Annotated in this window: 26 protein-coding genes; 7 read left to right on the plus strand and 19 right to left on the minus strand. The window is 71.2% G+C overall.

The features are described from left to right. Positions 1 to 7: 7 nt before the first annotated feature. Positions 8 to 859, minus strand: a complete 852-nt coding sequence (locus tag AB0D31_RS07990; protein WP_362718611.1) for an aldo/keto reductase — start codon at positions 857 to 859, stop codon at positions 8 to 10. A 201-nt stretch (positions 860 to 1,060) separates the two neighbouring features. Between AB0D31_RS07990 and AB0D31_RS07995 the strand changes: the two genes are divergently transcribed. Together AB0D31_RS07995 and AB0D31_RS08000 are read left to right on the plus strand one after the other, a co-directional pair. Beyond that, a complete protein-coding gene (locus tag AB0D31_RS07995) occupies positions 1,061 to 1,690 on the plus strand; it encodes a DsbA family protein (RefSeq protein WP_362718613.1) in 630 nt (209 codons plus the stop codon). Between the two features lie 257 nt (positions 1,691 to 1,947). Beyond that, positions 1,948 to 2,616 (plus strand): hypothetical protein, encoded by a 669-nt coding sequence (locus AB0D31_RS08000; protein WP_362718616.1) that lies wholly within the window; start codon positions 1,948 to 1,950, stop codon positions 2,614 to 2,616. 45 nt (positions 2,617 to 2,661) lie between these two features. On the opposite strand, the gene AB0D31_RS08005 is transcribed toward AB0D31_RS08000, so the two are convergent. The 14 genes from AB0D31_RS08005 to AB0D31_RS08070 all read right to left on the minus strand — a co-directional run bounded on the left by AB0D31_RS08005 (position 2,662) and on the right by AB0D31_RS08070 (position 16,331). After that, positions 2,662 to 3,402 carry a sirohydrochlorin chelatase gene (locus AB0D31_RS08005; RefSeq protein ID WP_362718619.1) on the minus strand — a complete coding sequence of 247 codons (741 nt, stop codon included), beginning with the start codon at positions 3,400 to 3,402 and terminating at the stop codon, positions 2,662 to 2,664. Between the two features lie 3 nt (positions 3,403 to 3,405). After that, the gene (locus tag AB0D31_RS08010; protein WP_362718622.1) at positions 3,406 to 4,305 is read right to left on the minus strand and encodes an ABC transporter permease; all 900 of its coding nucleotides are present in this window, start codon (positions 4,303 to 4,305) and stop codon (positions 3,406 to 3,408) included. Further along, positions 4,292 to 5,086 (minus strand): ABC transporter ATP-binding protein, encoded by a 795-nt coding sequence (locus AB0D31_RS08015; protein WP_362718625.1) that lies wholly within the window; start codon positions 5,084 to 5,086, stop codon positions 4,292 to 4,294. Before AB0D31_RS08015 ends, AB0D31_RS08010 begins: the two co-directional genes overlap by 14 nt. Before the next feature lie 46 nt (positions 5,087 to 5,132). Continuing rightward, complete coding sequence (locus AB0D31_RS08020; protein ID WP_362718628.1) at positions 5,133 to 6,245, minus strand: aliphatic sulfonate ABC transporter substrate-binding protein; 1,113 nt, start codon at positions 6,243 to 6,245, stop codon at positions 5,133 to 5,135. A gap of 236 nt (positions 6,246 to 6,481) precedes the next feature. Beyond that, complete coding sequence (locus tag AB0D31_RS08025; RefSeq protein ID WP_362718631.1) at positions 6,482 to 7,837, minus strand: GTP-binding protein; 1,356 nt, start codon at positions 7,835 to 7,837, stop codon at positions 6,482 to 6,484. 1 nt (position 7,838) lies between these two features. Continuing rightward, positions 7,839 to 8,774 (minus strand): sulfate adenylyltransferase subunit CysD, encoded by a 936-nt coding sequence (cysD, locus tag AB0D31_RS08030; protein ID WP_362718634.1) that lies wholly within the window; start codon positions 8,772 to 8,774, stop codon positions 7,839 to 7,841. A 118-nt stretch (positions 8,775 to 8,892) separates the two neighbouring features. Further along, complete coding sequence (gene cysC, locus AB0D31_RS08035) at positions 8,893 to 9,438, minus strand: adenylyl-sulfate kinase (protein ID WP_362718636.1); 546 nt, start codon at positions 9,436 to 9,438, stop codon at positions 8,893 to 8,895. 32 nt (positions 9,439 to 9,470) lie between these two features. Then, positions 9,471 to 10,187, minus strand: coding sequence for a phosphoadenylyl-sulfate reductase (locus tag AB0D31_RS08040; protein WP_362718639.1), 717 nt, complete (start codon positions 10,185 to 10,187; stop codon positions 9,471 to 9,473). Further along, on the minus strand, positions 10,184 to 10,363 hold the full coding sequence (locus AB0D31_RS08045; RefSeq protein ID WP_362718642.1) for a hypothetical protein: 180 nt from the start codon (positions 10,361 to 10,363) through the stop codon (positions 10,184 to 10,186). Before AB0D31_RS08045 ends, AB0D31_RS08040 begins: the two co-directional genes overlap by 4 nt. Continuing rightward, on the minus strand, positions 10,360 to 12,057 hold the full coding sequence (locus tag AB0D31_RS08050) for a nitrite/sulfite reductase (RefSeq protein WP_362718645.1): 1,698 nt from the start codon (positions 12,055 to 12,057) through the stop codon (positions 10,360 to 10,362). The genes AB0D31_RS08045 and AB0D31_RS08050 overlap by 4 nt, the downstream gene beginning before the upstream one ends. Positions 12,058 to 12,172: 115 nt before the next feature. Then, positions 12,173 to 12,256 (minus strand): putative leader peptide, encoded by an 84-nt coding sequence (locus AB0D31_RS08055; RefSeq protein WP_310591794.1) that lies wholly within the window; start codon positions 12,254 to 12,256, stop codon positions 12,173 to 12,175. A gap of 144 nt (positions 12,257 to 12,400) precedes the next feature. Continuing rightward, positions 12,401 to 12,964 carry a GNAT family N-acetyltransferase gene (locus tag AB0D31_RS08060; protein ID WP_362718648.1) on the minus strand — a complete coding sequence of 188 codons (564 nt, stop codon included), beginning with the start codon at positions 12,962 to 12,964 and terminating at the stop codon, positions 12,401 to 12,403. Positions 12,965 to 13,007: 43 nt separating this feature from the next. Continuing rightward, positions 13,008 to 14,345 carry a GAF domain-containing protein gene (locus AB0D31_RS08065; RefSeq protein ID WP_362718651.1) on the minus strand — a complete coding sequence of 446 codons (1,338 nt, stop codon included), beginning with the start codon at positions 14,343 to 14,345 and terminating at the stop codon, positions 13,008 to 13,010. A 351-nt stretch (positions 14,346 to 14,696) separates the two neighbouring features. Further along, the gene (locus AB0D31_RS08070) at positions 14,697 to 16,331 is read right to left on the minus strand and encodes an acyl-CoA dehydrogenase family protein (RefSeq protein ID WP_362718654.1); all 1,635 of its coding nucleotides are present in this window, start codon (positions 16,329 to 16,331) and stop codon (positions 14,697 to 14,699) included. A gap of 17 nt (positions 16,332 to 16,348) precedes the next feature. Between AB0D31_RS08070 and AB0D31_RS08075 the strand changes: the two genes are divergently transcribed. After that, positions 16,349 to 17,674 (plus strand): YihY/virulence factor BrkB family protein, encoded by a 1,326-nt coding sequence (locus AB0D31_RS08075; protein ID WP_362718656.1) that lies wholly within the window; start codon positions 16,349 to 16,351, stop codon positions 17,672 to 17,674. A 39-nt stretch (positions 17,675 to 17,713) separates the two neighbouring features. Next, positions 17,714 to 18,469, plus strand: coding sequence for an AraC family transcriptional regulator (locus AB0D31_RS08080; protein WP_362718658.1), 756 nt, complete (start codon positions 17,714 to 17,716; stop codon positions 18,467 to 18,469). Here the strand turns inward: AB0D31_RS08080 and AB0D31_RS08085 are convergent. Then, positions 18,409 to 18,801 carry a VOC family protein gene (locus tag AB0D31_RS08085; RefSeq protein ID WP_362718661.1) on the minus strand — a complete coding sequence of 131 codons (393 nt, stop codon included), beginning with the start codon at positions 18,799 to 18,801 and terminating at the stop codon, positions 18,409 to 18,411. The genes AB0D31_RS08080 and AB0D31_RS08085 overlap by 61 nt on opposite strands. A 581-nt stretch (positions 18,802 to 19,382) precedes the next feature. Between AB0D31_RS08085 and AB0D31_RS08090 the strand changes: the two genes are divergently transcribed. Then, a complete protein-coding gene (locus tag AB0D31_RS08090) occupies positions 19,383 to 20,735 on the plus strand; it encodes a M28 family metallopeptidase (RefSeq protein ID WP_362718664.1) in 1,353 nt (450 codons plus the stop codon). A gap of 102 nt (positions 20,736 to 20,837) precedes the next feature. Here the strand turns inward: AB0D31_RS08090 and AB0D31_RS08095 are convergent, their stop codons facing one another. The 3 genes from AB0D31_RS08095 to AB0D31_RS08105 all read right to left on the minus strand — a co-directional run bounded on the left by AB0D31_RS08095 (position 20,838) and on the right by AB0D31_RS08105 (position 24,532). After that, positions 20,838 to 21,236 carry a metalloregulator ArsR/SmtB family transcription factor gene (locus AB0D31_RS08095; RefSeq protein WP_362718666.1) on the minus strand — a complete coding sequence of 133 codons (399 nt, stop codon included), beginning with the start codon at positions 21,234 to 21,236 and terminating at the stop codon, positions 20,838 to 20,840. A 56-nt stretch (positions 21,237 to 21,292) separates the two neighbouring features. Beyond that, positions 21,293 to 22,711: a nitrate/sulfonate/bicarbonate ABC transporter ATP-binding protein gene (locus AB0D31_RS08100; protein WP_362718668.1), complete on the minus strand. Its 1,419-nt coding sequence runs from the start codon at positions 22,709 to 22,711 to the stop codon at positions 21,293 to 21,295. Positions 22,712 to 22,783: 72 nt separating this feature from the next. Further along, positions 22,784 to 24,532, minus strand: coding sequence for an ABC transporter permease subunit (locus AB0D31_RS08105; protein WP_362718671.1), 1,749 nt, complete (start codon positions 24,530 to 24,532; stop codon positions 22,784 to 22,786). 254 nt (positions 24,533 to 24,786) lie between these two features. On the opposite strand from AB0D31_RS08105, the gene AB0D31_RS08110 reads away from it, so the two are divergent. After that, a complete protein-coding gene (locus AB0D31_RS08110) occupies positions 24,787 to 25,053 on the plus strand; it encodes a hypothetical protein (RefSeq protein WP_362718673.1) in 267 nt (88 codons plus the stop codon). Between the two features lie 232 nt (positions 25,054 to 25,285). Next, a complete protein-coding gene (locus tag AB0D31_RS08115; RefSeq protein ID WP_362718676.1) occupies positions 25,286 to 25,594 on the plus strand; it encodes a Dabb family protein in 309 nt (102 codons plus the stop codon). Positions 25,595 to 25,596: the final 2 nt, after the last annotated feature.

The raw sequence follows: 25,596 nt of genomic DNA on the forward strand, positions 1-25,596 counted from the left end.
ACCTGGCTCAGGACGGCACGAGACCGTTCAGCGCAGTCAACTCCGCCTCCGACAGCAACACGTGACCGGCGTCGAGGTTCTCCTCCAAGTGCTTCAGCGAACCGGTGCCGGGCGTCGGGCACAGCGCCGGGGAACGCTGCAGTAGCCAGGCCAGGGCGATCTGGCCCCGGCTCGCACTGTGGTCCCGTGCGATCCCGTCCAGGACGGCGGCCCCGTTCCCGGTGAGGGCGCCGTTGGCCAGCGGGAACCAGGGCAGGAACGCCAGGCCGCGCGCCTCGCACAGGGCCAGCACCGCCTCGGATTCCCGGTCCAGGAGATTGAAGCGGTTCTGCACGGAGGCGATGGCGGTCAGCCGCAGCGCCTGCTCCACCTGGCCGGTGTCGACGCTGTCCAGGCCGATGTGCCGGATCTTGCCGGCCCGCCGCAACTCGTCGAGGGCGCCCAGCTGTTCGGCCATCGGTACGGCCGGGTCGAGCCGGTGCAACTGGTACAGGTCGATGGTGTCCACGCGCAGCCGGCGCAGGCTCGCCTCGCACATCGCCCGCAGCTGCTCGGGCCGCCCCGCGATGTGCCAGGCGCTGTCACCGGTCCGTACGACACCGCCCTTGGTCGCGACGACGACGTCGGCGGGGTAGGGGTGCAGCGCCTCCGCGACGAGTTCCTCGGCGAGCTCAGGGCCGTAGTTGTCGGCGGTGTCGATCAGGGTGACGCCCCGCTCGACGGCCCGCCGCAGTACGGCGAGCGCGTCCGCCCGGTCGCCGCGCGGGCCCCAGTATCCGGGGCCGGTGAGCTGCGCGGTGCCGAACCCGAGGCGGCGCACGGGGCGGTCTCCGCCGAGGGAGAAGGTTGCGGGGATCATGGCCGGACGGTACCGGAGGGGGCCGGTGCGGCCCGGCCCCGGGGTACCTCGTCGCGACGGCGCGGCACGGCGGTCCCGACCGGGCGGGCGACGCCGGACGCCGTGGTGCCGGGCGCTGTGGTGGCGGGCCGCCAAGTGGCCCAGCGAACCCTGGTGGCATTGGCCCATGAGCGAGGGCCACTGCGCGGCTAGGCTCGACGCATGACGGACACCACGACAGACCCCGCGCGCACCACCGTCGACTTCTACTTCGACCCGGCCTGCCCCTTCGCCTGGATCACCTCCCGCTGGATGACCGAGGTCGAGCGGTACCGCGCCATCGACCTCCGGTTCCGTCCGATGAGTCTCTACTTCCACAACATCGGCAATGAACTGCCCGACTGGTACCGGGACTTGGTGGACCGCTCGATCGGCCCGGTGCGGGTCGCCGTCGCGGCCGCCGAGGCGCACGGGGAAGGGGTGCTGCGCGACCTCTACACCGCCTTCGGCACGCGGATCCACGACGGCGGCAACCAGGACTTCGACGAGGTGATCGCCCAGTCCCTCGCGGAACTCGGCCTGCCCGCCGCCCTCGCCGAAGCCGCCCACGACCCGGCGTATGACGCCGCCGTGCTGCGCAGCCACGACGCGGGCAAGGACCCGGCGGAGGACGGCTATGTCGGCACCCCGACCATGCACCTCGACGGCACGGTCTACTTCGGCCCGGTCCTCAGCTCGATCCCGCGCGGCGAGGAGGCGGCCCGCCTCTTCGACAGTGTGCGCACGATCGCGGCGTATCCGGACTTCTTCGAGCTGAAGCGGGTGAGGACCGGCTCCCTCAGCTTCGACTAGGTCTCCCCCTTGCTCCGGACTCCGGCCGCGGTCACATGCCGGTGCGGAGCGCTTGCACTTGCCCCGGCCAAGTGCCGCTCTGCTACTTGAGGTTGACGCGGTGGGCGTCCTGAGAGGTACGCAGAGGCGTGATGGTCGCGGCTTCAGGAGGATGGAGAGGCGGGGTGGTCCCGGACACCATGGTGCTGTAGCCGGCGCAGACGCGCCGATCAGGTGTCAGACACCTCAACTCCTTGGAGAATACCGTGCGTTACGCGATGACTCGCACAGCGGTGACCGTCCTGTCGGTGCTCGCCGTGGTGACCACCTTGAGCACGACCGCCTCCGCGTCGGCCGACACGGACGCCCACGGCAGCAGCCGGGGCGACGGCGGCCACGTCATCGCCGGCCCCCGGAACGCGAGCGGCGGCGCGAGCGTGACCGGCAGCGGAGAGTTCGTGCTCCCCTATTACAAGGACGACGACGTTCGTTCGTTCACCTTCGACGCGGCCTCCGCGCCCTTCAGCAAGCCGTTGCCGGGCATTCCCACCGGCCTGCCCACGGACGCTCGCGGCACGGTGAAGGTGCTCCACTACGGGGCCGACCAGCACATCACCGTCACGGCGGAAGGGCACGTGGACTGTCTGGTCACGGGTCCGAACACCGCCACCCTGACGGCCGTCATCGACAAGGTCAGTCCCGGAGGTCCGGACTGGGTGGGCAAGCGCCTCGGGTTCAGCGTCTACGACGGCGGCAAGGACAAGGGGCACTCGCGCGACCGGGTGGGATTTTCGTGGGACCAGACCATGAACCTGATGCCGGGCGGCACGACGGAGGCGCCCGAGGGCGAGGTCGGCACCTGCATGGCCCCGGCTCCGAACGCCCCCGTCACCAAGGGTGGATACACCGTGCGGCACGCCGAGCTACCGCCGTTTCCCACTCCCTGAACGGCCGCAGGCCCGACACGGCCGCCCCGGTCGCGCCCCCGCACCTCACGCGGACAGCGCCGGCACCCCGTCGCGTACGCGGGCCTCGTCGTACCGGACCAGCAGCAGGCGGGCCAGCTCCGGCGCGGCGCCCAGCACATCGGCGAGGACGTCGGCCCCGGCCGCGCCCCGGGCGATCCGGTCGGGCAGGAAGCCGGGGGCTATGACGTAGGGGGCGACGGCGACGCGTCGTACGCCCATGGCGCGCAGCTCCCGTACGGCGTCCTCCGTACGGGGCAGAGCCGCGGAGGCGAACGCAGGCCGCACGGCGCACCAACCGGTGTGCCGCAGCTCCCGCGCAATTTCAGCGATCACTGCGATCGCCTCCGGGTCGGTGGAGCCCGCCGAGGCCAGGACGAGCCCGGTCGAGCTTCTGTCGGCGGGGCTGAGCCCCGCCTCGTAGAGCCGTCGCTCAAGGGTGGCGAGCAGCAGGGGCGAGGGGCCGAGGACGTCCGCGAGACGGATGTTCAGGCGGGCCGGGGCCCGGTCGAGCACCGCCGGGATGTCGGCCTTGGCGTGAAAGGCGCGGGTCAGGAGGAGGGGGAGGGCCACCACGTCCCGTACGCCTTCGAGGGCGAGGCGGTCGAGGACCTGCGGGACGGACGGCGCGTCGAAGTCCAGGAAGCCGGTCTCCACGCGCAGCCCCGGCCGCAGCGCCCGCGCCCGGCGCACCAGGGCGTCGACGGTCGCGGCGTGCCGGGGGTCGCGGCTGCCGTGGGCGATGACGAGGAGGACCGGGCGGTGCACGGGTCAGCCCTTCACGAGCAGTCCGCGGCCGCGCAGCACCCTGCGCTCCAGCGGGCTGAAGATCAGCAGGTCGATGGCGATGCCCACGATGAGGATCAGGATGATCGCCAGGAAGATCCCGGGCATGTCGGAGTTGTTGCGGCCGTTCTCCAGCAACTGACCGAGCCCCAGGCCCAGATCGGGTGAGGACGCGATGATCTCGGCGGCCATCAGGGAGCGCCAGGAGAACGCCCAGCCCTGCTTGAGTCCCGCGAGGTAGCCGGGCAGGGCGGCCGGCATCAGGATGTGCCAGGCCCCGCGCACCCCGGTCGCGCCGAGGGTGCGGCCGGCCCGCAGATACAGCGGGGGCACCTGGTCGACGCCGGAGACGAGCCCGTTGGCGATCGAAGGGACCGCGCCGAGCAGGATCACCGCGTACATCATCGAGTCGTTGAGGCCGAGCCACAGCACCGTCGGCGGGACCCACGCCACCGACGGCAGCGACTGGAGCCCGGAGAGGATCGGGCCGATGGCCGCCCGCACGAACTTGACCCGCGCGACGATCAGACCGAGCGGCGTGCCGATGACCAGCGCGAGCAGGAAACCCAGCAGGCCGCGCGAGACGCTGGTCCACACGACATCGAGCAGAGTCCCCTGGAGCCACATGTCCTGCAGGCTCGACCACACCGCGGACGGCGCGGGCAGCTTGTACGCGTCGGTGACCTTCGCCGAGACGAGGACCTGCCACACCACCAGGACCAGGGCGACCGCGGTCAGCGGCGGCAGGACCTTCCTGACCAGCACCTCGCGCACCGGGGTGCGGTGGGTCTGGACGGTTTCGAGCGCGTCGAGCCCTGCTTCCAGGCTGCCGAGCCCGGGGGAGTCCTCGGCGTCCTTGACGGCGGTGGTCTCAGTGCTGGCCATGGCGGCGGATCTCCCCACGCAGTTGTTCGGTGATCTCGACGGAGAGTTCCGCCACTTCGGCGTCCTCGATGCGGCGCGGCTGGTCGATGTCGACCGTCCACTCGTGGGCGACCCGGCCGGGCCGCGAGGAGAGCAGCACCACGCGCTGCGCGAGCCGGACCGCCTCGCGCACGTTGTGCGTCACGAAGAGCACCGACAGGTTCGTCTCGCGCCAGATGCGGGTCAGCTCGTCGTGCAGCACGTCACGCGTGATGGCGTCGAGCGCCGCGAACGGCTCGTCCATCAACAGGAGTTGGGAATCCTGGGCGATCGCCCGCGCCATCGCGACGCGCTGGCGCATGCCGCCGGACAGCTCGTGCACCCGCTTGCCGTACGCGCCCTGGAGGCGGACCAGGGAGAGGAGCTCCTCGGCCCGGTCGCGCCGGTCGTTCTTGGGCACCCCGCGCAACCTGAGCGCGAGCTCGATGTTCTTGCCCGCGGTCAGCCACGGGAAAAGCGCGTGCTCCTGGAACATCAGGGCGGGCCGCCCGCCGGGCGTCTCGATGGTGCCCGCCGTCGGGGCGTCCAGACCCGCGACCAGGTTGAGCAGCGTCGACTTGCCGCAGCCGGAGGCCCCCAGGAGGGTGACGAACTCGCCCGGCGCGACATCGAGGGTGATGTCGTCGAGGACGAGCTGGGGCCCCGCGGGACCGCCGAAGGACTTCGAGACATGCCCGATGCGCGCGGCGTACTCGTGCGTCGCCGTCGTACGGTCCGTGGCCTTGACGAGTGCGGTGGCCATGGTCGTCACCTCCTGGGAAACCTGTGGAACCGGCTGGGTGGGGGGACTACTTGACGCCGAGACCGGCGTCGCCGACCTCGGGCTTGCCCAGGGACTTGAGGACCTTGTTGAGCGGGGCCAGGTCGTAGATGCCCTTGAGGTCGGGTGCCTTGAGGAGACCGGCCTTCACCGCGTGGTCGGCCTGCGCCTGGAGGGTGGCCGCCAGCGGGTCGTCCAGCGTCTTGATCGACTTCCACGCCGGGTCGATGACGTCCGCGGGCAGCGCCTTGCCGGAGAGCTTCTTGAGCGCGGCGTTGGCCGAGGCCTTCGCCTCGTCGGGGTGGGCACCGATCCACTCGTTGGTCTTCACCGAGCCGCGCAGGACCGCCTCGACGACGTCGGGGTGCTCCTTGAGGAACTTCTGCGACACGATGATGTTGGTGATCACGAACTGCTTGTCCGGCCACAGGTCTGATTCGTCGAGCAGCACCTTGCCGCCCTCGGCGACCAGCTTGGACGCGGTCGGCTCGGGCACCCACGCACCGTCGATCGAACCGGACTTGAAGGCGTCCGGGGTGATCTTGTTGTCGGTGCGGACCACGTTGACGTCGCCCTTGCCGCTCTGCGCGTCGACCTTCCAACCCTTGCCGGCCAGCCAGTTGAGGAACGCGACGTCCTGGGTGTTGCCGAGCTGCGGGGTGGCGATGTTCTTGCCCTTGAGGGCGTCCACCGACGGCACCTTGTGGGGGTCGACCACCAGCTTCACGCCGCCCGACGCGGAGCCGCCGATGACGCGCAGGCTCTGGCCCTTGGACTTGGTGTAGCCGTTGATGGCCGGGGAGGGGCCGATCCAGCCGATGTCGATCGAGCCCGCGTTGAGCGCCTCGATCTCGGAGGGCCCCGCGTTGAAGGTGGCCGTCTTGATCGACGTGCCGCCCAGCTCCTTCTGGAAGAGGCCCTCCTGGACACCGACCAGCGCCGTGGCGTGGGTCAGGTTCGGGAAGTAGCCGATCTTCACCGAGTCGGCGGAGAGCTTCTTGCCGTTGGCGGCGGGTGTGACCTTCCCCGCGTCGTCCTTGTCGGCGGACGAGCCGTAGCCGCAGGCCGCGAGCGCGCCGAACAGCAGGGGCAGTGCGGCGGCGGCGACGAGGCTGCGCTTCAAGGGGGAACTGGCAGGCACGGGAGGGTGTCCTCTCGGAGGCCCGGTGCTTACGTCCGGCGGAGTCTCAACTCCGGGACGCGGCCGGGAAGTCGGCAGGTCTTCGATGGTGCGGGGGGTCGTGGTGCGGCAGGGCGCGCGAGCGGTGCGCGTACGTCATCACGCACATCGGGACACCCCGCCCTGCCCGCTGCCGAGGGCGCCGCTGCCGATGCGGCCGCCCTCTTTCGCGAAGGTCGAATAGACGTCGAGAGTCATCAGAAGTCCCAGCCGTCCTCGTCCGCGACGGCGTCGGCGGCGACGGCCTGGTCGCCGGCGAACGCCTCGCCCGCCATTCCGGCCGCGAGCGTGGTGCCGTCCGCGGGGTCGATCAGCAGGAAGGATCCGGTGCGCCGCGAGGCCGCGTACGAGTCGAGCGCGAGCGGCTCCGCGGTGCGGACCTTGACCCGGCCGATGTCGTTGGCGACCAGCCGACCGGGGTTCGGGTGCTGGGAGAGGTCGTCCAGGGTGAGCCGGGACTCGATCTCCTTGACGATCGCCTTGACCGTGCGGGTGGTGTGCTTGAGCAGTACCCGCTGACCCACCGTCAGAGGCTGGTCCGCCACGTGGCACACCGTCGCCTCGACGTCCTGGGTGGTGGCCGGAGCGTCCCCGCTCGGCACGATCAGGTCGCCGCGCGAGATGTCGATGTCGTCCTTGAGTAGCAGCGTGACCGACTGCGGCGTCCACGCGATGTCGACGGACTCGCCCAGCAGATCGATGCCCGCGATGGTGCTGGTGCGCCCCGAGGGGAGCACGGTCACCGGCTCGCCGACCCGGAACGTGCCGGCGGCGATCTGGCCCGCGTAGCCCCGGTAGTCGGGGAGCTCCGCGGTCTGCGGCCGGATCACGTACTGCACGGGGAGCCGGGCGTGGCAGGAGGTCAGATCGTGGCTGACCGGCACCGTCTCCAGGTGTTCCAGGACGGTGGGACCGCCGTACCAGTCCATGTTGGCGCTGGGCTCCACCACGTTGTCCCCGGCCAGCGCCGAGATGGGGATCGCGGTGATCTCGGGGACGCCCAACTCGCTTGCGTACGCGGTGAATTCTTCGGCAATGGCCGCGAAGACCTTCTCCTCGTACGCCACCAGGTCCATCTTGTTGACGGCGAGGACCACGTGCGGGACGCGCAGCAGGGCGGCGACCGCGGCGTGCCGGCGGGTCTGCTCGATGACGCCGTTGCGGGCGTCGACCAGGACGACCGCGAGGTCGGCGGTGGAGGCGCCGGTCACCATGTTGCGGGTGTACTGCACGTGCCCGGGGGTGTCGGCCAGGATGAACCGGCGCCGCGGGGTCGCGAAGTAGCGGTAGGCCACGTCGATGGTGATGCCCTGCTCACGCTCGGCGCGCAGGCCGTCGGTGAGCAGCGCCAGGTCGGGGGTGTCCTGGCCGCGCTTGAGGGAGGCGGCCTCCACGGCCTCCAACTGGTCGGTGAGGACCGACTTGGAGTCGTGCAGGAGCCGGCCCACCAGGGTGGACTTGCCGTCGTCTACGGAACCGGCGGTCGCGAAGCGCAGCAGCGTGGTGGCCGAGACATCGGCCAACTGTGCCACGGTGTCAACAGAGTTGGACATTCTAGAAGTACCCCTCGCGCTTGCGGTCTTCCATCGCGGCCTCGGACAGCTTGTCGTCGGCACGGGTGGCGCCCCGCTCGGTCAGCCTCGATGCGGCGATCTCGGTGATGACGGCGTCCAGCGTCGTCGCGTCGGAGTCGACGGCGCCGGTGCAGGACATGTCGCCGACGGTGCGGTAGCGCACCAGACGGGTCTCGACGCTCTCGTCGGCCTTGGGGCCGCCCCACTCACCCGCGGTCAGCCACATGCCGGACCGCTTGAACACCTCACGCTCGTGGGCGAAGTAGATCTGCGGCAGGTCGATGTCCTCGCGGGCGATGTACTGCCACACGTCGAGCTCGGTCCAGTTGGAGAGCGGAAAGACGCGGACGTGCTCGCCCGGGGCGTGCCGGCCGTTGTAGAGCTGCCACAGTTCGGGGCGCTGGCGCCGGGGGTCCCACTGCGAGAACTCGTCACGCAGCGAGAACACCCGCTCCTTGGCGCGGGCCTTCTCCTCGTCGCGCCGGCCGCCGCCGAACACCGCGTCGAAGCGGTGCTGCTGGATGGCCTCGGTCAGCGGCACCGTCTGGAGCGGGTTGCGCACCCCGTCGGGCCGCTCGCGCAGCTTGCCGGCGTCGATGTACTCCTGCACCGAGGCGACGTGCAGGCGCAGGCCGTGCTCGGCCACCACCCGGTCGCGGTAGGCCAGGACCTCGGGGAAGTTGTGCCCGGTGTCGACGTGCAGCAGAGAGAAGGGGACGGAGGCCGGGGCGAACGCCTTCAGCGCCAGGTGCAGCATGAGGATGGAGTCCTTGCCGCCGGAGAAAAGAATCACCGGCCGCTCGAACTCACCCGCCACCTCGCGGAAGATGTGCACCGCCTCGGACTCCAGGGCGTCCAGGTGGCTGAGCGCATACGGGCTGTCCGCACCCTCGGTCACGGTAGCTGCCGACGTCATGCTGTGCCCCATTCGTTCTCCCCCAAGGACTTCGTCCAGGGGGTACCCCCAGCGCCCGCGCGGCGCGCCGGTGCGGCTTTCGCGGTTGTCTGCGGACCGGTGGCCGCGCGTGCGTCGCTCACGCCAAGCCCCTCTCGGTGAGCAGCGCGTGAAGCGCCGCCGCGGACTCCTGCACGGTCTGGGTGTGCGACTCGATCCGCAGGTCCGGCGCGGCGGGCGCCTCGTACGGGTCATCGACGCCGGTCAGGCCGCTGATCTCGCCCGCCGCCTGCTTGGCGTACAGACCCTTCACATCGCGTACGGAGCAGACCTCGACCGGCGTGGCGACGTGCACCTCCAAGTAGGCGGTGCCCTCGGCCTGGTGGCGCTTGCGGACGGCCTCGCGGCTGTCGGCGTACGGCGCGATGACCGGCACGAGCGCCTTCACGCCGTTGGCGGCGAGCAGTTCGGAGACGAAGCCGATCCGCTGCACATTGGTGTGCCGGTCCTCGCGGCTGAAGCCGAGGCCCGCGGAGAGGAACTCACGGATCTCGTCGCCGTCGAGCACCTCCACCCGGTGGCCGTCCGCACGCAGCCGGCCCGCGAGCTCGTACGCGATGGTCGTCTTGCCGGCGCTCGGCAGACCGGTCAGCCAGATGGTGGCTCCCGCCTCCGTCACGCTCATCGAAGTCTCCTGATCGTTCTTCTGACGGCCCGTCATCCGTGCAGTCCGCACTCGGTCTTGTTGCGTCCGGCCCAGCGTCCGGCGCGCGCGTCCTCGCCGTCGGCGACCCGGCGGGTGCAGGGGGCGCAGCCGATCGAGGGGTAGCCGTCCATGAGGAGCAGGTTGGTGATCACGCCGTGCTCGGCGACGTAAGCGTCCACGTCGTCCTGCGTCCAGCGGGCGATCGGTGACACCTTGACCTTCTGCCGCTTCTCGTCCCAGCCGACCACCGGGGTGTTGGCCCGCGTCGGGGACTCGTCGCGGCGCAGGCCGGTGGCCCACGCGGCGTACGAACTCAGGCCCTGCTCAAGGGGATTGACCTTGCGCAGGGCGCAACACAGGTCGGGGTCGCGGTCGTGCAGCTTCGGGCCGTACTCGGCGTCCTGCTCGGCGACGCTCTGACGCGGCGTCAGGGTGATGACGTTGACGTCCATCACCTCGGCGACGGCGTCACGGGTGCCGATGGTCTCGGGGAAGTGGTAGCCGGTGTCGAGGAACACCACGTCGACGCCGGGCATCGCACGGGAGGCGAGGTGGGCGACGACCGCGTCCTCCATGGAGGAGGTGACGCAGAACCGCTTGCCGAAGGTGTCGGCGGCCCACCGCAGGATCTCCAGCGGGGACGCCTCTTCGAGGTCGCGGCCCGCCTGTTCGGCGAGCGCCTTGAGCTCGGCCGCCGTGCGGCCCGCGGAAACCTGAGTGGACGTCATATCGCTTCCCCTCCCCGGTCGTTGCGCGTCACTCCACGGGACAGCAGCCCGAGGAACTTCAGTTGGAAGGCCCGATTGCACGCCGCGCATTCCCACGCGCCGTGTCCGGTCTCGTTGGGACGCAGGTCCTCGTCGCCGCAGTACGGGCAGTGGAAGGGCGCCGCGCGCTCGCTCATGACAGGGCCTCTTCGCTCGCGCGGGCGGTCCAGGTCGCGAACCGCTCGCCCTCGGCACGCTCGGCCTGGAAGCGCTTGAGGACGCGCTCGACGTAGTCGGGCAGCTCGGCCGATGTGACCTTCAGGCCGCGGACCTTGCGGCCGAAGCCGGCTTCGAGGCCGAGCGCGCCACCCAGGTGCACCTGGAAGCCCTCGACCTGGTTGCCCTCGTCGTCCAGGATCAGCTGGCCCTTGAGGCCGATGTCGGCGACCTGGATACGGGCGCAGGAGTTGGGGCAGCCGTTGATGTTGATGGTGATCGGCTCGTCGAACTCGGGGATGCGGCGCTCCAGTTCGTCGATGAGCGAGGCGCCGCGCGCCTTGGTCTCGACAATGGCGAGCTTGCAGAACTCGATGCCGGTGCAGGCCATCGTGCCGCGCCGGAACGGCGAGGCGTTGACCTTGAGGCCGAGCGCCTCCAGACCGGCGACGAGCGACTCGACGCGGTCCTCCGCGACGTCGAGCACGATCAGCTTCTGCTCCGTGGTGGTGCGCAGCCGGCCCGAGCCGTGTGTCTCGGCGAGCTCGGCGATCTTGCTCAGGGTGGCGCCGTCCACGCGGCCGACGCGCGGGGCGAAGCCGATGTAGAAGCGGCCGTCGTTCTGGCGGTGCACCCCGAGGTGGTCGCGCCAGACGTCCTTGGGCAGCTCGGGCGCGGGGCCGTCGAGCAGATCGCGCTTGAGGTACTCGTCCTGGAGGACCTGGCGGAACTTCTCCGGGCCCCAGTCGGCGACCAGGAACTTCAGCCGGGCGCGGGTGCGCAGCCGCCGGTAGCCGTAGTCGCGGAAGATCGAGATGACGCCCTCGAAGACGTCCGGCACCTCGTCCAGCGGCACCCACGCGCCGAGCCGCACACCGAGCTTGGGGTTGGTGGAGAGGCCGCCGCCGACCCACAGGTCGAAGCCGGGGCCGTGCTCGGGGTGGTCGACGCCGACGAACGCGATGTCGTTGATCTCGTGCGCGACGTCCAGCTGCGGGGATCCGGAGATCGCCGTCTTGAACTTGCGGGGCAGGTTGGAGAAGGCCGGGTTGCCGATGAAGCGGCGGTGGATCTCGTCGACGGCGGGGCTGCCGTCGATGATCTCGTCCGCGGCGATCCCGGCGACCGGCGAGCCGAGGATGGTGCGCGGGGTGTCGCCGCACGCCTCGGTGGTGGACAGGCCGACCGCTTCGAGACGCTCCCAGATCTCGGGGACGTCCTCGATGCGGATCCAGTGGTACTGGACGTTCTGCCGGTCGGTGAGGTCGGCGGTGCCGCGTGCGAACTCCTGCGAGATCTCGCCGATGACCCGCAGCTGCTCGGTGGTGAGCCGGCCGCCGTCGATGCGGACGCGCAGCATGAAGAACTCGTCGTCCAGCTCCTCCGGCTCCAGGATCGCCGTCTTGCCGCCGTCGATGCCCTGCCGGCGCTGGGTGTACAGGCCCCACCAGCGCATACGGCCGCGCAGGTCGCTGGGGTCGATGGAGTCGAAGCCGCGCTTGGAGTAGATCGTCTCAATGCGTGTCCGCACGTTGAGACCGTCGTCGTCCTTCTTCACCTGCTCGTTGCCGTTGAGCGGCGTGAAGTGCCCGACGGCCCACTGGCCTTCACCACGGTGCCGGCCCGGCTTGCGGCGGGGCGTCGTGGGGGCAGGGTTTTCTGGGCTGGCGGCCATGGCGTATGTCCTTCGGGACTGCAGGAGGGCGGCTCTGACCTGCACACTCGCGCTTCGGCGCGGCGGTGCGCAGGTCAGGAAAGGGGAAATCGGATTCGCGGCGCTGCCGGAGGCGTCAGCGTGCCGGACAGATGGCGCTGGACATGCGGCCGAGGTCGACGTGCCGCCGACTCACCAAGGCAATTCCAGTTCCAGACATGACGGAAGCGTGTCATGGGACTTTGGACCCAGTCCACCACTATCCAAAATGTGGACATAGATGTCTCGAAGCGCGAGACGACGTGTTCCGGGTCACTGGTCGTGGGCCGAATCGGCGTCCGATTCCGGGCCGGCCGGCGCTGGTTCAGAACGCTCCCGGCCAGGGACCCGGCGCGGGCGCGTCGCTCCCCGGCTCCTCCTTGGTGTCGAAGAGCTTGAAGCCACGCCGCAGATAATTGTCCATGGCGTGCTCCCCGTCGAGCGAGCAGGTGTGCAGCCACACCCGCTCCGTGGCGGACAGCCCGGGCCAGCGTTCGGCCAGATCCCAGGCCCGCCGCACCCCGTGCGTCAGGAGGTGGCCGCCGATGCGCCGCCCGCGGAAGGCGGGGATCAGACCGAAGTAGACGATCTCTACGCTGCCACCGGGCTGTGCCTCCAGTTCGACGTAGCCCGCGGGGGTCCCGCGTTCGTACGCGACCCAGGTCTCCGTGCCGGGCCGGTCCAGGGCCCGCTCCCACTCGGCGTACGTCATGCCGAGCCGGTCGGTCCACATGATGTCGCCGCCGACCGCCGTATAGAGGAAGCGGCTGAACTCGGGCGAGGGGACCTCGGCGCGCCGGATCGTGATGTCGCCCGGCGGCTCGGCGGCCGGGCGCAGATCGGCGGCCGCCGTCTGCTCCAGGGACCAGATGGTCACGGTAGTACTCATGCAGGCCAGGCAATCATGCGTTCCCCGCGGCTTCCAACGCAGGTCAGGGCTGTCGCTCCCGGGCCTTGCCGACGGCGGGCGAGGAGGAGCCGGGGAGCAGGTCCGCGGCGCGGTCCGGCCGGATCACCTCCACCCGTACGTCCTCGCCGAAACGGTAGGGGCGATGGGCGAGCACCTCCGCGAGGCGCCGGCGCAGGCGCGACATCTCGGCCCGCACCGTCACCGTGCGCGTCGGGTCCGCGAAGATGTCCTGCGCGAGCTGCGCGGCGCTGCGCCCCTCTCGGTGCAGGGCGAGGACGAACAGCAGCTCGGCGTGGCGCGGGCTGAGCTCCTGGGCCCAGCTGCCCGCGTCCCCCGACACCGTCACCGAGCAGTGCCGCGGCCGGCTCAGGTCGAGCACGACCCGCAGGGCGCGCGCGGCCGGGGCGTCACGGGTCCCGTCGACGGCCTGGACCAGCCGGCCGCCCGGCAGTGGCTCGACCGTGCACATGCCGAGCGACGGCAGCCACACCCGGCCCGACACAGCGGACTTCGGGACCGCGAGCCGGTCCCTCGGCGGCATGCCGGTGACCGCGGCGACCCAGCCGTTGGCGTCGACGGCGAGGGCCCGCCCGCCGACCCGGCACAGCACCGGCGCGGCCACCGCGCGCAGCCGTTCGAGGGCGAGCAGATGCTGGGCGCGCAGCTCGGCCGCCGCGAGCCGGGTCACCGACGTCACGAAGGACAGCGTGGCCGGGTGCATGGTGGCCAGCGGCCCGCTCACGTCGACCACACCGATCAGACGGCCGTCGCGCGGGTCGACGACGGGCGCGCCCGCGCAGGTCCAGGTGTGGTGCGCGGAGACGAAGTGCTCGGCCGAGAACACCTGCACGGGCCGCCCGGTGACAAGCGGGGTGCCCACCCCGTTGGTGCCGACAGCCGGCTCGCTCCAGTCCGCGCCCACCTCGAACCCCAGGGTGTCGGCGAGCCGCAGGACGGAAGCGTGGCCCTCCCGCCACAGCACCCGCCCCTCGGCGTCCGACACGACCATGATGTGCTGCGCGGCGTCGGCCACCGACACCAGCGCGTCCCTGAGGACCGGCAGGACGTCCGTGAACGGCGAATGGCGCCTGCGCCGTTCGACCTCGGCCGTCGGCAGGATCCCCGTGTGGTTGCCGCCGTCCGGGTCGAGCCCGCTGTGCAGCGCCCGCCGCCAGGACTCTCCGATCTCCTTGCGCGGTACGACCGTTGAGCGCCGGCCGGTGAGGGCGGCCGCGCGCACGCGCTGCAGGAGCCGCGTCGCCTCCCGGGAGTCCATGGCGGCCAGCCGGGCCACATCGAGCGCCTCGCTCTCCACGCGAACCTCCCTGCGGTCGCCCCGGTGTCCGCCCGGGATCGGCATCCGGCGCGCCCGTACGTCGTCAACTGGACGCGCTTGTCCGGTGGTTGATGTCGAACGGCCGTACGTGGACGGGTCCCGCAACGCTTGCAACCCCGTGCAACCCTCGCGAGCCGCACGCGGGTGGACGAAGGTGAGCATGCACCGGATGGCCGGTCGTCATGCCCCGTCCACGGAGGCATGAGAGCGCGGGGGTGGCGCCGTGTCGGCGCGGCACCACCCCCGCCGGCCCCACCGGGCTCACCGCGCCGGGCCCGCCCTCACACCTCGACCCGGCCCCACCGGGCTCACCGCGCCGGGCCCGCCCTCACACCTCCACCCGGGCCCACCGGGCTCACCGCGCCGGGCCCGCCCTCACCCCTCGGCCCGGGCCCGCTCCACCACCGACGCCAGGTCGAGCGAGTGCGGCAGGGTCCCGAAGGCCGCGCCCCAGTCGCCGCCGAGCCGTGAAGCGCAGAACGCGTCTGCCACCTCCGACGGCGCCCAGCGCACCAGCAGCGAACCCTGCAGCACCAGCGCCATCCGCTCCACCAGACGCCGCGCCCGCCCCTCGATGCCGTCCAGGTCGGCGAGTTCGGTCAGCAGGCCTTTGATCGCCCCGTCAAGGCGGTGATCGGCGCCGCGCGCCTTGCCGACCTCCTGGAGGAACGCGTTGATCGCATGCGGCTCACGCTGGAGCGCCCGCAGCACGTCGAGCGCCTGGACATTGCCCGAACCCTCCCAGATCGAGTTGAGCGGGGCCTCGCGCAGCAGCCGCGGCATCCCCGACTCCTCCACGTACCCGTTGCCGCCCAGGCACTCCAGCGCCTCGCCCGCCACCGGCGTACACCGCTTGGTGACCCAGTACTTGGAGGCCGGCACCGCGAGCCGCAGAAACGCCCGCTCCTCCTCCGTGTCCGCGTCATAGGCGGCCGCCAGACGCAGCGCCAGCGTGGTCGCGGCCTCCGACTCCAGGGCCAGATCGGCCAGGACGTTGCGCATCAGCGGCTTCTCGATGAGCAACCCGCCGAACGCACGTCGGTACGCGGCGTGGTGGACCGCCTGCGTCACCGCCTGACGCATGATCGCCGCCGAGCCGATCACACAGTCGAGGCGGGTGGCGGCCACCATCTCGATGATGGTGCGCACCCCGCGCCCCTCCTCGCCGACCCGGCGCGCCCACGTCCCGTCGAACTCGACCTCGCTCGACGCGTTCGACTTGTTGCCCAGCTTGTCCTTGAGCCGCTGGATCGCGAACGCGTTGCGCGTCCCGTCGGCCAGGACCCGCGGCACCAGGAAGCAGGTGAGGCCTCCGGGCGCCTGGGCGAGTACCAGGAACCCGTCGCTCATCGGCGCCGAACAGAACCACTTGTGCCCGGTCAGGACGTACTCGCCGTCGGCGGAGAGCGGCACCGCGGACGTCGTGTTCGCCCGTACGTCGCTGCCGCCCTGCTTCTCCGTCATGCCCATGCCGAAGAGCACGCCGCTCTTCTCGGCGGCGGGCCGCAGCCCCTCCTCGTACACATGGGAGGTGAGCCGCGGCTCCCACTCGGCGGCGAGCGCCGGGTCGGTGCGCAGCGCGGGCACCGCCGCGTGCGTCATGGAGACCGGGCATCCGTGCCCGCCCTCCGCCTGGGTCCACACCAGGAACCCGGCCGCACGCCGTACGTGGCCCGCGGGCCGGCCCCAGGCGTCGGTGAGCCCCGACGTGACGGCCTTGCCGAGCAGGCGGTGCCAGCTCGGATGGAACTCGACCTCGTCGATCCGGTTGCCGTACCGGTCGTGGGTGCGCAGCTTCGGCGGGTTCTCGTTGGCCAGCACACCCCACTCCTGGGCCTGGGCCGATCCCGCGGTCTTTCCCAGACCCGCGAGCTCCTCTCGTACCTCGTCGACGAGCTCCGGCGGCGTGTGCCGCTCGACCGCCTCGCCAAGGGCGCGGTCGGCGGTGAAGACGTCGTACCCCACCAGGGGCGGAGCCTGGTTGGTCACTGTGTGGGTGGTGGCTGCCATGCCGATACGGTAAGGACGTGCAGCCAGCAAATGAAACACCCGAGCGGACATCCGGCCGCCTTCATCGGGCCCGCGTCGTCTACCGCAACGTCTCGAAGCGGAAATTGGGCTGGCTGCTTCTTAAGGACACCGTCAACTCCTGTGTCGAGTACCGGATCCTGGGACTGGCAGCGGAGGCCGCGTTCTTCACGCTGCTCTCGCTCCCTCCGCTGCTGCTCAGCGTCATCGCGCTGCTCGGCTACGTGGACGGCTGGACCAGCACCCACACCGTCGCCAGCATCGAGCAGAACATCCTCAACGCGGCCGGAACCGTACTGTCCGACCGGGGGGTCCACGAGTTCGCGCAGCCGCTCCTCGAAGACGTCACCAAGGGCAAGCGCCCCGACATCGTCTCGATCGGCTTCGCCATCGCGCTGTGGTCGGGCTCGCGCGCCGTCAACGTCTTCATCGACACCATCACCGTGATGTACGGGCTCGACGGGCAGCGCGGCATCGTGAAGACCCGGCTGCTCTCCCTGCTGCTCTACATCGTCGCGCTGCTCATCGGCGCGGTCGTGCTGCCGCTCGCGGTGGTGGGTCCGGACCGGGTGGTGGAGTGGGTCCCGTGGGGCACGGACGTGATCAGCTTCCTGTACTGGCCCACGATGATCCTGCTGTCCATCGCCTTCCTCACCACGCTCTTCCACGTCTCGGTGCCGGTCCGCTCGCCGTGGATCGAGGACGTGCCGGGGGCGCTCGTGGCCCTCGCGATGTGGGTGCTCGGTTCGTTCCTGCTACGGATCTACCTGACCAGTACGGTCGAGGGCCCCACCATCTACGGTTCGCTCGCGGCGCCCATCGCGGTGTTGCTCTGGATCGGCATCTCGGCGTTCGCGGTCCTGGTCGGCGCGGCCGTCAACGCGGCCATCGACCGGGTGTGGCCGTCGGTGGCCACGGCGGCGGCCCGCGCCGCGGCGGACCGGCTGCGTGCCGCGCAGGCCGCCGAGTTGGTCGCCCGCGCCCAGCCGTGGAAGCCGGCGTCCTTCGACGACACCGACGACGGTGACGACGGCGACGACGATGACGGCGAGGGCGCGGACGACGAGGGCATCGATCCGGGGATGCCGTCCGAATTCCCCGAACGCTGGTCGAAGTTCCTGCCCCCCGAGGACGTGAAGTCCCGTCTGCACACCGTGAAGAGGCACGAGGACAGGGCGTCGGAGAAGCCGTCCGGCGAGGCGTCGGGCAAGGCGTCCGACAGGGCGACCGGCAAGGCGTCCGACAGGGCGCCCGACAAGGCGTCCGACAACGCCGGGGAACAGAGGACACCCCATCACCGGAAGTCCCCGCACCACCACGACTGACCCCGCCGGTCGCACCCGCCCCAGGGCTACCCTCGAAGCATGTACCGAGAGCGGCCCTCACGGCTGGCAGGGGCCGTCGTGTGGTCCCGGACCATCGGCGGTGACGACGACGACGGCGCGCGGCCCGTGCTCCCCGACGGCTGCATGGATCTGCTCTGGTGCGAGGGACACCTCCTGGTGGCGGGCCCCGACACCCGCGCCCACGTACCCGAGGCGGCCCCGGGCACGCGGTACGCGGGGATCCGCTTCGCGCCGGGCGCCGGGCCCGCCGTACTCGGCGTCGCGGCGCACGAGGTACGTGATGCAAGGGTGGCGCTCGACGCGTTCTGGGCCGGCGCGGAGGTGCGGCGGCTGGCCGAACGGATCGGGGATGCGGCGGACCCGGCCTCGGCGCTCGAAGCGGTGGCTCTCGGCCGGGCGCCCGCGCCCGACCCGCTGACCCGCGCGGTCGCCGACCGCATCGCCGCCGGCTGGAGCGTGGCCGCCACCGCCGCCGACGCGGGCCTCGGCGCCCGCCAGTTGCACCGGCGCTGCCTCGACGTCTTCGGCTACGGACCCAAGACCCTGGCCCGCATCCTGCGCCTCCAGCGCGCTCTCGCCCTTGTGCGGCGGGGCACGCCGTTCGCCGAGGCCGCGCTCGCCGCGGGCTGCGCCGACCAGGCGCACCTGGCCCGCGAGATGCGGTCGCTGGCCGGGATGACGCTGGGGGAGTACGCCGCCGCCCACGTGTCCGTCTACGCGGACGCGGCGAACAGCGACACCTCCGTGCCGTCCGGGTCGTGGACGCTGGCGTAACGCTGGCCCCAGAAGGCGTCCCAGGGCTTGAGGTGGCCGTGGTGGCCGGCCGCCGTGAGCGTCTCGTACACCGCGTCCACCTCGGCGGGGGAGTCGCAGGCGAAGGCGAGGCCGGTGCGGGAGCCGCCCTCGGGGCGCTTCCAGCCGGGGTCGAAGGAGCGGATGGTGTCCTCGGTGTCCCACAGGACCCGGATACCGCCGGGGAGCGTGCACTCCACGTGCGGCTGAGTGTCCGCCTCGGCGGGGAGGTCGAGGCCGAGACGGCGGTAGAAGGCGAGCGATGCGGCCATGTCGGCCACGATGAGGCCGAAGGCGTCGAGTCGGGGAGTCATGGGGCCACCGTAGGCAGGGCGGGGCGTGCCGGTCTTGAACGAATCGGACGTCCTGCCGGGGTGCGGGGGTGCGCTCCGGGCGAGTCCGGTCCTCGCCTCGCGAGATCCGGCCGCCGACCGGCATCCGGACGATCCGTACGGCCCCGAGAGCGGCCCCCGGGCACCGTGATGACCGACCCGGAGGCCGACGAGTCCTGCGCTCAGTGACCCGGACGCGGCGCCGGCCGCAGGGCGAAGGCGCGGCCCGGGCACGGCCAGGACCCAGCCGAGGCACAGACCCGTACGACCGGCACACCGCACCGCGACGGCCCGCCCGGGTGACCCGGACCCCTCGGCCCGCCCTCGCCCCGGGATCGGGACGGGCCCTCGCCCGGGGTCGGGACGGGGGCGGGCCGACATACCCCAATTGGCCGTCATTTAGCGCGAGTTGGGCTCCTATTTGGTTTGCCTTGGGCGTCCGGAAAGAGAACGGCCATGGCCGATTAACGTTCTTGACGACCCCTGTACCTCTCCTTGACCATCGGGCTCGCGTTTCCGTCCCCATTCCGTCCCCATCCCCGAACGGAACACGGAGCCCCCCCATGCACTCCTGGCACCTTTCCCACTCCCCACGCACCCTGGCCGCCGGCGCGGCCCTGGCCACCGCCACGCTCGCCGTCGGACTGCTCGCACCGGCCGCCCATGCCGCCCCGGCGACCCCGTCCGCCGCGAGCCCCGCGGCCGTCGCCGCGCCCGACATACCCGTCGCCAACGTCAAGGCGCACCTGGCCCAGTTGCAGCAGATAGCCAACGCCAACGGCGGCAACCGTGCGCACGGTCGATCCGGCTACCGGGCCTCGCTCGACTACGTGAAGGGCAAGCTCGACGCCGCCGGATTCGCCACCTCCGTCCAGCAGTTCAGCTCCTCGGGCGCGACCGGCTACAACCTGATCGCCGACTGGCCGGGCGGCGACATCTCGCAGACCGTCATGGCGGGCGCCCACCTCGACTCCGTCACTGCGGGCCCCGGCATCAACGACAACGGCTCCGGCTCGGCCGGCATCCTGGAGACCGCGCTCGCCGTCTCACGCGCCCAGCTCAAGCCCGACAAGCACCTCAGGTTCGCCTGGTGGGGCGCCGAGGAGCTGGGCATGGTCGGCTCGCGGTACTACGTCAACTCCCTGGCGGGCGCCGACCGTTCGAAGATATCGGGCTATCTGAACTTCGACATGATCGGCTCGCCGAACCCGGGCTACTTCGTCTACGACGACGACCCCACCCTGGAGAAGGTCTTCAAGGACTACTTCGCCACCCTCTCCATCCCCACCGAGATCGAGACGGAGGGCGACGGCCGCTCCGACCACGCCCCGTTCAAGAACGCGGGCATCCCCGTCGGCGGTCTGTTCTCCGGCGCGGACTACACCAAGACCTCCGCACAGGCGCAGAAGTGGGGCGGCTCGGTGGGCCAGGAGTTCGACGCCTGCTACCACGCCTCCTGCGACACCAGCTCCAACATCGACACCACGGCCCTGGACCACAACAGCGATGCCATCGCCTACGCACTGTGGCAGCTGGCCGCCGCAGGGGGCACCACCCCGCCCGACCCGGGCAGCTCCTTCGAGAACACCACGGACCTCACCGTCCCGGACTCGCCCGGGCCCGCCGTGACGTCCTCGATCACCGTCTCCGGTCGCACCGGCAACGCCCCCGCCACCCTGAAGGTCGCCGTCAACGCCGTCCACACGTACAGCGGCGACCTGGTCATCGATCTGATCGGGCCGAGCGGACGCTCCTACCGGCTGCACAACTCGTCGTCCGACTCCACGCCCGACATCAACACGACGTACACCGTGAACGCCTCGTCGGAGGCCGCCAACGGCACCTGGAAGCTGAAGCTCCAGGACAAGGGTCCGCAGGACACCGGCTACCTCGACAGCTGGAAGCTCACCTTCTGACGAGCCCGCCCGGGCCGACCGGCCCGGGCACCGTCCGCGAACCCGGCCGGCGGTCCGCGCCGCAGTTCCCCGCCCCCGGGCAGGGCACCCGGCGAGTGGCCGCTACTCCGTCGCCGGATGCGGGGCCCTTGCCCTGCGGGTCGCTCGGGCCGGCTCGGCGGCGTGGGGTGCGGGGGCGGCGGGCGCCGCCTCGGGGGAGGCCGCCAGGGCGGCCAGCGATGCCTCCTCCAGCAGGGCGCGCACCCGTGGTCCGGCCGCCCGGTAGAAGATCCGGGTGCCGTCGCGGCGCGACGTGACGAGCCCGGCGGCGCGCAGCTTGGCCAAGTGCTGGGAGGTCGCGGCGACATGCGCGCCGAGGAGTTCCGCGAGCGCGCTCACCGGCAGCTCGGCCCCGCTCAGTGCCCACAGCAGCCGGTACCGCGACGGATCCGCCACCGCCTTCAGTACCCCGACCGCCCGCTCGGCCCGCTCGGCGTCCCAACTCTCCACTTGCGCTCCCATGCAAATAGCCTAACGTTCCGGCTCAGCCCAGGGCGGGCCCCGTCGCGCACGCCGGGTCACGCGGGCACACCCCCGTCGAGCCCGTACTCCTCCCGCTCCGCGTCATACCCGTACAGCTCCCCGTACCGCCCCCAGTCCGTCGCCGTCTCCAACTGCCGCGCCACCTGTTCGCTCGTGTAGTGGTGGGCGAGTACGTCCCGGAAGAACCCCGCCCGCAGGGTGCCGTCGGGGCTCTGGCGCAGGCTCGTCGTGATCAGGTGGATCAAGGGGGCCTCCGGGGCTGCCGCCGCGAAGATCTCCTTCGAGCCGCGGACGTCCGCGCCCGCGAACGCCGCGCCCAGGTCGGTCAGGACCAGGTCGTCCCCGCTGACGGCCGCGAAGCCGAGCAGCTCCAGCGCGTCCACCAGCGGCAGCACGTCGTCGATCTCCAGGCCGAGATCGTCCGCCAAGTCCGCCAGGTCGCAGTCGCCCCCACGGTGGGCGACCATCTCGGCCAGACCCGAAAGGCCGTCCACGCTCGCCCCGGGCAGCGGGGTGTTCGCCGGTGTGCGCCGGTCCGGCTCGACACTCTCGGGGCGGCCCGAGGACGCGGGCAGCGCCTCCGGCACAGCGTGCAGCACGGGCGGAGACGTCTCCTTCGTGCGGCCCGTCATCGTGCGGTAGACCCGGTCGATGAGCTCGTCGAACGCGGGCGCCTCGCGATCGCGCGGCCGGTCGAGCCCCACCTCGAACGTCTCGCGGATCGTGCCGTACGGACGTGAGCCCAGCACCACGATCCGGTCGGCCATCAGGACCGCCTCCTCGATGTTGTGCGTCACCAGGACGATCGCCCGGGTCGGGAACTGCCCCGACTCCCACAGCTCCATCAGCTCGCCGCGCAGGTTCTCCGCCGTCAGCACGTCGAGCGCGGAGAACGGCTCGTCCATCATCAGGACGTCCGGCTCGACGACCAGCGCCCGCGCGAACCCGACGCGCTGGCGCATGCCGCCCGACAGTTCCTTGGGGTAGGCCGACTCGAAGCCGTCGAGGCCGATCAGGTCGATGGCCCGGCGTGCCGCGTCGGCCCGCGCGTCGGCCGGTACGCCCCGCGCTTCCAGGCCCAGTTCCACGTTCTGCAGCACGGTCAGCCAGGGCAGCAGCGCGAAGGTCTGGAACACCATGGCGGTGCCCGGGTTGGCGCCGGTGAGCGGGGTGCCGCGGTAGGAGACCGTGCCGGAGCTCGGCGGCACGAGCCCGGCCAGGCAACGCAGCAACGTCGACTTGCCCGACCCCGACTTGCCGAGCAGCGCGACGATTTCGCCGGCCCGGACCTGAAGGTCGATGCCGCCGAGCACGGGCAGCTCGCCGTCGGCTCCGGCGTACGCCTTGGTGAGGCCGACCGTTTCGAGCAGGATCTCGCCGTCGGCGGCGCGAGGCGCCCTGGGGGCGGCCGTGTGTCGTGCGTTGCGCAGGGTGCGAAGGGTGTTCAGGACCATGAGGAGCTCCAGTAGGGCTCGGAGTTTCAGGGAGGCTTGGGGTACCCGGGATCCGGGACACGGGGGCCGGTGTCAGAGGGCGTACCGCGTGTCGGCGAGCCGGTACAGGCGGCGCCACAGCAGGCGGTTGAGGCCGACGACGTACAGGCTCATCACCGCCACGCCGGCGAGCAGGTGCGGGAAGTCACCGGAGGCCGTGGCCTCGGCGATATAGGCGCCGAGGCCGGTGGCGGTGAGGGTGGTGCCGCCGAAGGTGACGACCTCGGCGACGATCGAGGCGTTCCAGGCGCCGCCCGACGCGGTGATGCCGCCGGTGACGTACGCGGGGAAGATGCCGGGCAGGATCAGCCGCTTCCAGCGCTGCAGGCCGCGTACACCGAGGTCGTCCATGGCCTCGCGCAGATCGCTGGGGATCGACATGGCGCCTGCGATGGTGTTGAAGAGGATGTACCACTGGGCGCCGAGTGCCATCAGCAGGATGCCGCCGATGTCGATGGACAGGCCCGTCCTGAGGAAGAACCAGACGGCCAGCGGGAAGAGGAAGTTGGCGGGGAAGCTCGCCAGGACCTGTACGACCGGCTGCGCGATCCGGGTCAGCCTCGGCGAAAAGCCGATCTTCACGCCGACCGGCACCCAGACGACCGTGGCGACGGCCACCAGGACCACCACCCGGGCCAGCGTCGCAAGACCCAGGAGCAGCGGTTCGCCGAAGACACCGAGGCCTGTCTCGTCGTGGAGGTAGCGGCCCAGGTCGTACAGGCCCCACAGGATGAGGCCGCCCGCGACGACGGTGAAGGCGATGTCGCCGGTGCGGCGCCGGGCCGGGTCGACGGTGAGCGGCCGGTCGTCGGTGCCGAAGATCCGGCCCGCGCGGCTCAGGAACCGTCCCACCGGACGGAACGCCGTGCCGAGCAGCTGCGGCCAGTGCGAGCGGCGCAGGAAGCCGAGGACCACGGAACGCTGGACCTCGCTCGCCTCCGACTGCTCGTTCTTGAACTTCTCGGCCCAGGCGGTCAGCGGCCGCCAGAAGAAGAAGTTCACCCCGATGACCATGGCGGCCATGGTGAGGATGGCCCAGCCGACCTTGCCGAGGTCGCCGTCGGCGATGGCGGCGCCCGCGTACGAGCCGACGCCGGGCAGCGCGTAGTCCTTGTTGTTGACGCTGATCGCCTCGGAGGCGACGAGGAAGAACCAGCCTCCGCCGAAGCTCATCATGCCGTTCCAGACGAGGCCGATCATTCCCGACGGCAGCTCGACCTTCCAGAACCGCATCCAGCGCGTGAACCCGAACGACCGTGACAGCTCGTCGAGTTCACGGGGGAGCGAGGTCAGCGAGTGGTAGAAACCGAACGTCATGTTCCAGGCCTGCGAGGTGAAGATCGCGAAGATCGAAGCGCACTCCAGGCCGAGCAGGGAGCCGGGGAACAGGGCGATGAACCCGCTGACGGCGACCGTCAGGAAGCCGAGCACCGGCACCGACTGGAGGATGTCGAGCGCCGGGATCAGGACGCGTTCGAGGCGGCGGCTCTTCGCGGCGGCCAGCGCGTACACGAAGGTGAAGACGATCGACGCGGCCAGGGCGATGAACATGCGGAGCAGCGAACGCGCCGCGTCGTAGGGCAGTTGGGCGGGATCGGTGTCGACCTTGATCGACTGATCGGTGGAGAACCGGACCGTGGTGCCGTGCCCCACGTGGAGCACGACGTAGAAGAGTACGAGCACGGCCGCGGCGACCACGGCGTCGATCCAGCTCAGACGGGCGAGACGCCCGGCGAAACGGGAGGCGAGCCGGGGTGCGTGGCTGCTCGTCCGGTACGACATCACAGGAACCTCCGAACCACACGGTGAGCACAGGAGCCCCGGGGGCGCGACCGCGCACCCCGGCGGGCGCGGCCCGGCGTGGTGGGAAAAGGGTGGGGGAGGAAGGGTGGGGAAGGAGGGCCGCTCGGCCCTGGAGAACCCCGAGCCGCACCGCGCCGTCACCCCTGGCCGCCGGCCCGGAGCGGGCGGGGGCGGGATGAGACAGCCGTCAGGCGCGGTCGGCGGGGCAGCGCGGACTGGGAGGATCGGCGTCCATGACTGCCCCCTTCCGTGATGTCGGTGATGCGGCTTTTGGTGCCGACTGCAGTGTGCCGCTTATTGCGCTGATGCGCAAATATGGGGGGCGGCCGCTGTGGGGCGTGAACTCGAAGCCGCTGACGATGCGCAGGGCCGCGAGGCCGGTGCGGTTCTCGGTGCGGTTCTCGGGGAATCCGCCGGCGCCGCTTCGTGGCCGGACCGCCCAGTATCGCCGCCTCGCCGGAACCCGTGGTGGAGCCCCCGGCCTGGTCGGCGGCGGGTGAGTTGTGGGCACCGCCCGTATGTGCCGCGCGAGTGCCCTGTCACGTTCCGGCCCCCGTCATCAAGCTGACGGGCCACCATGAACCGGTCACGGGCGACCACTTCGAGGCACTCCCCCCGCACAATCGGCTGGATCTCGGATCGTGGACCCGATTTGCTGGCCCCGCTCCGCACCATGTAGATCTTGGAAATGTACTGCTCAGCACCGGCAATACACACGGGGGGAGCGGCCTGGTGCCTGTCCGGCATGTCGTGGTTTTCAAATTCAAAGATGGTGTCGACTGGGGTGATCCCCGGGCCCGAGAGGCGGCTGTCGCAACCGAGGGGCACCCGGAGCAGATCGCGGACATCATCACCTGGGAGTGCGGACGCAATGTGGCGGACCGTTCCATCTCCCACGATTTCGCACTGGTAGGCGGATTCCGCGACCGTGACGCCGTCGCCCGCTATCTCGTTCACCCCGACCACGTGAAGGGTGTCGAATTGTGGCGCGCCATCGCCGATTGGTCGGTCGTGGATTTCGAAGTCGAAGATCTTCACTGACG

This window comes from Streptomyces sp. NPDC048361, assembly GCF_040651795.1.
Taxonomy (GTDB): Bacteria; Actinomycetota; Actinomycetes; order Streptomycetales; family Streptomycetaceae; genus Streptomyces.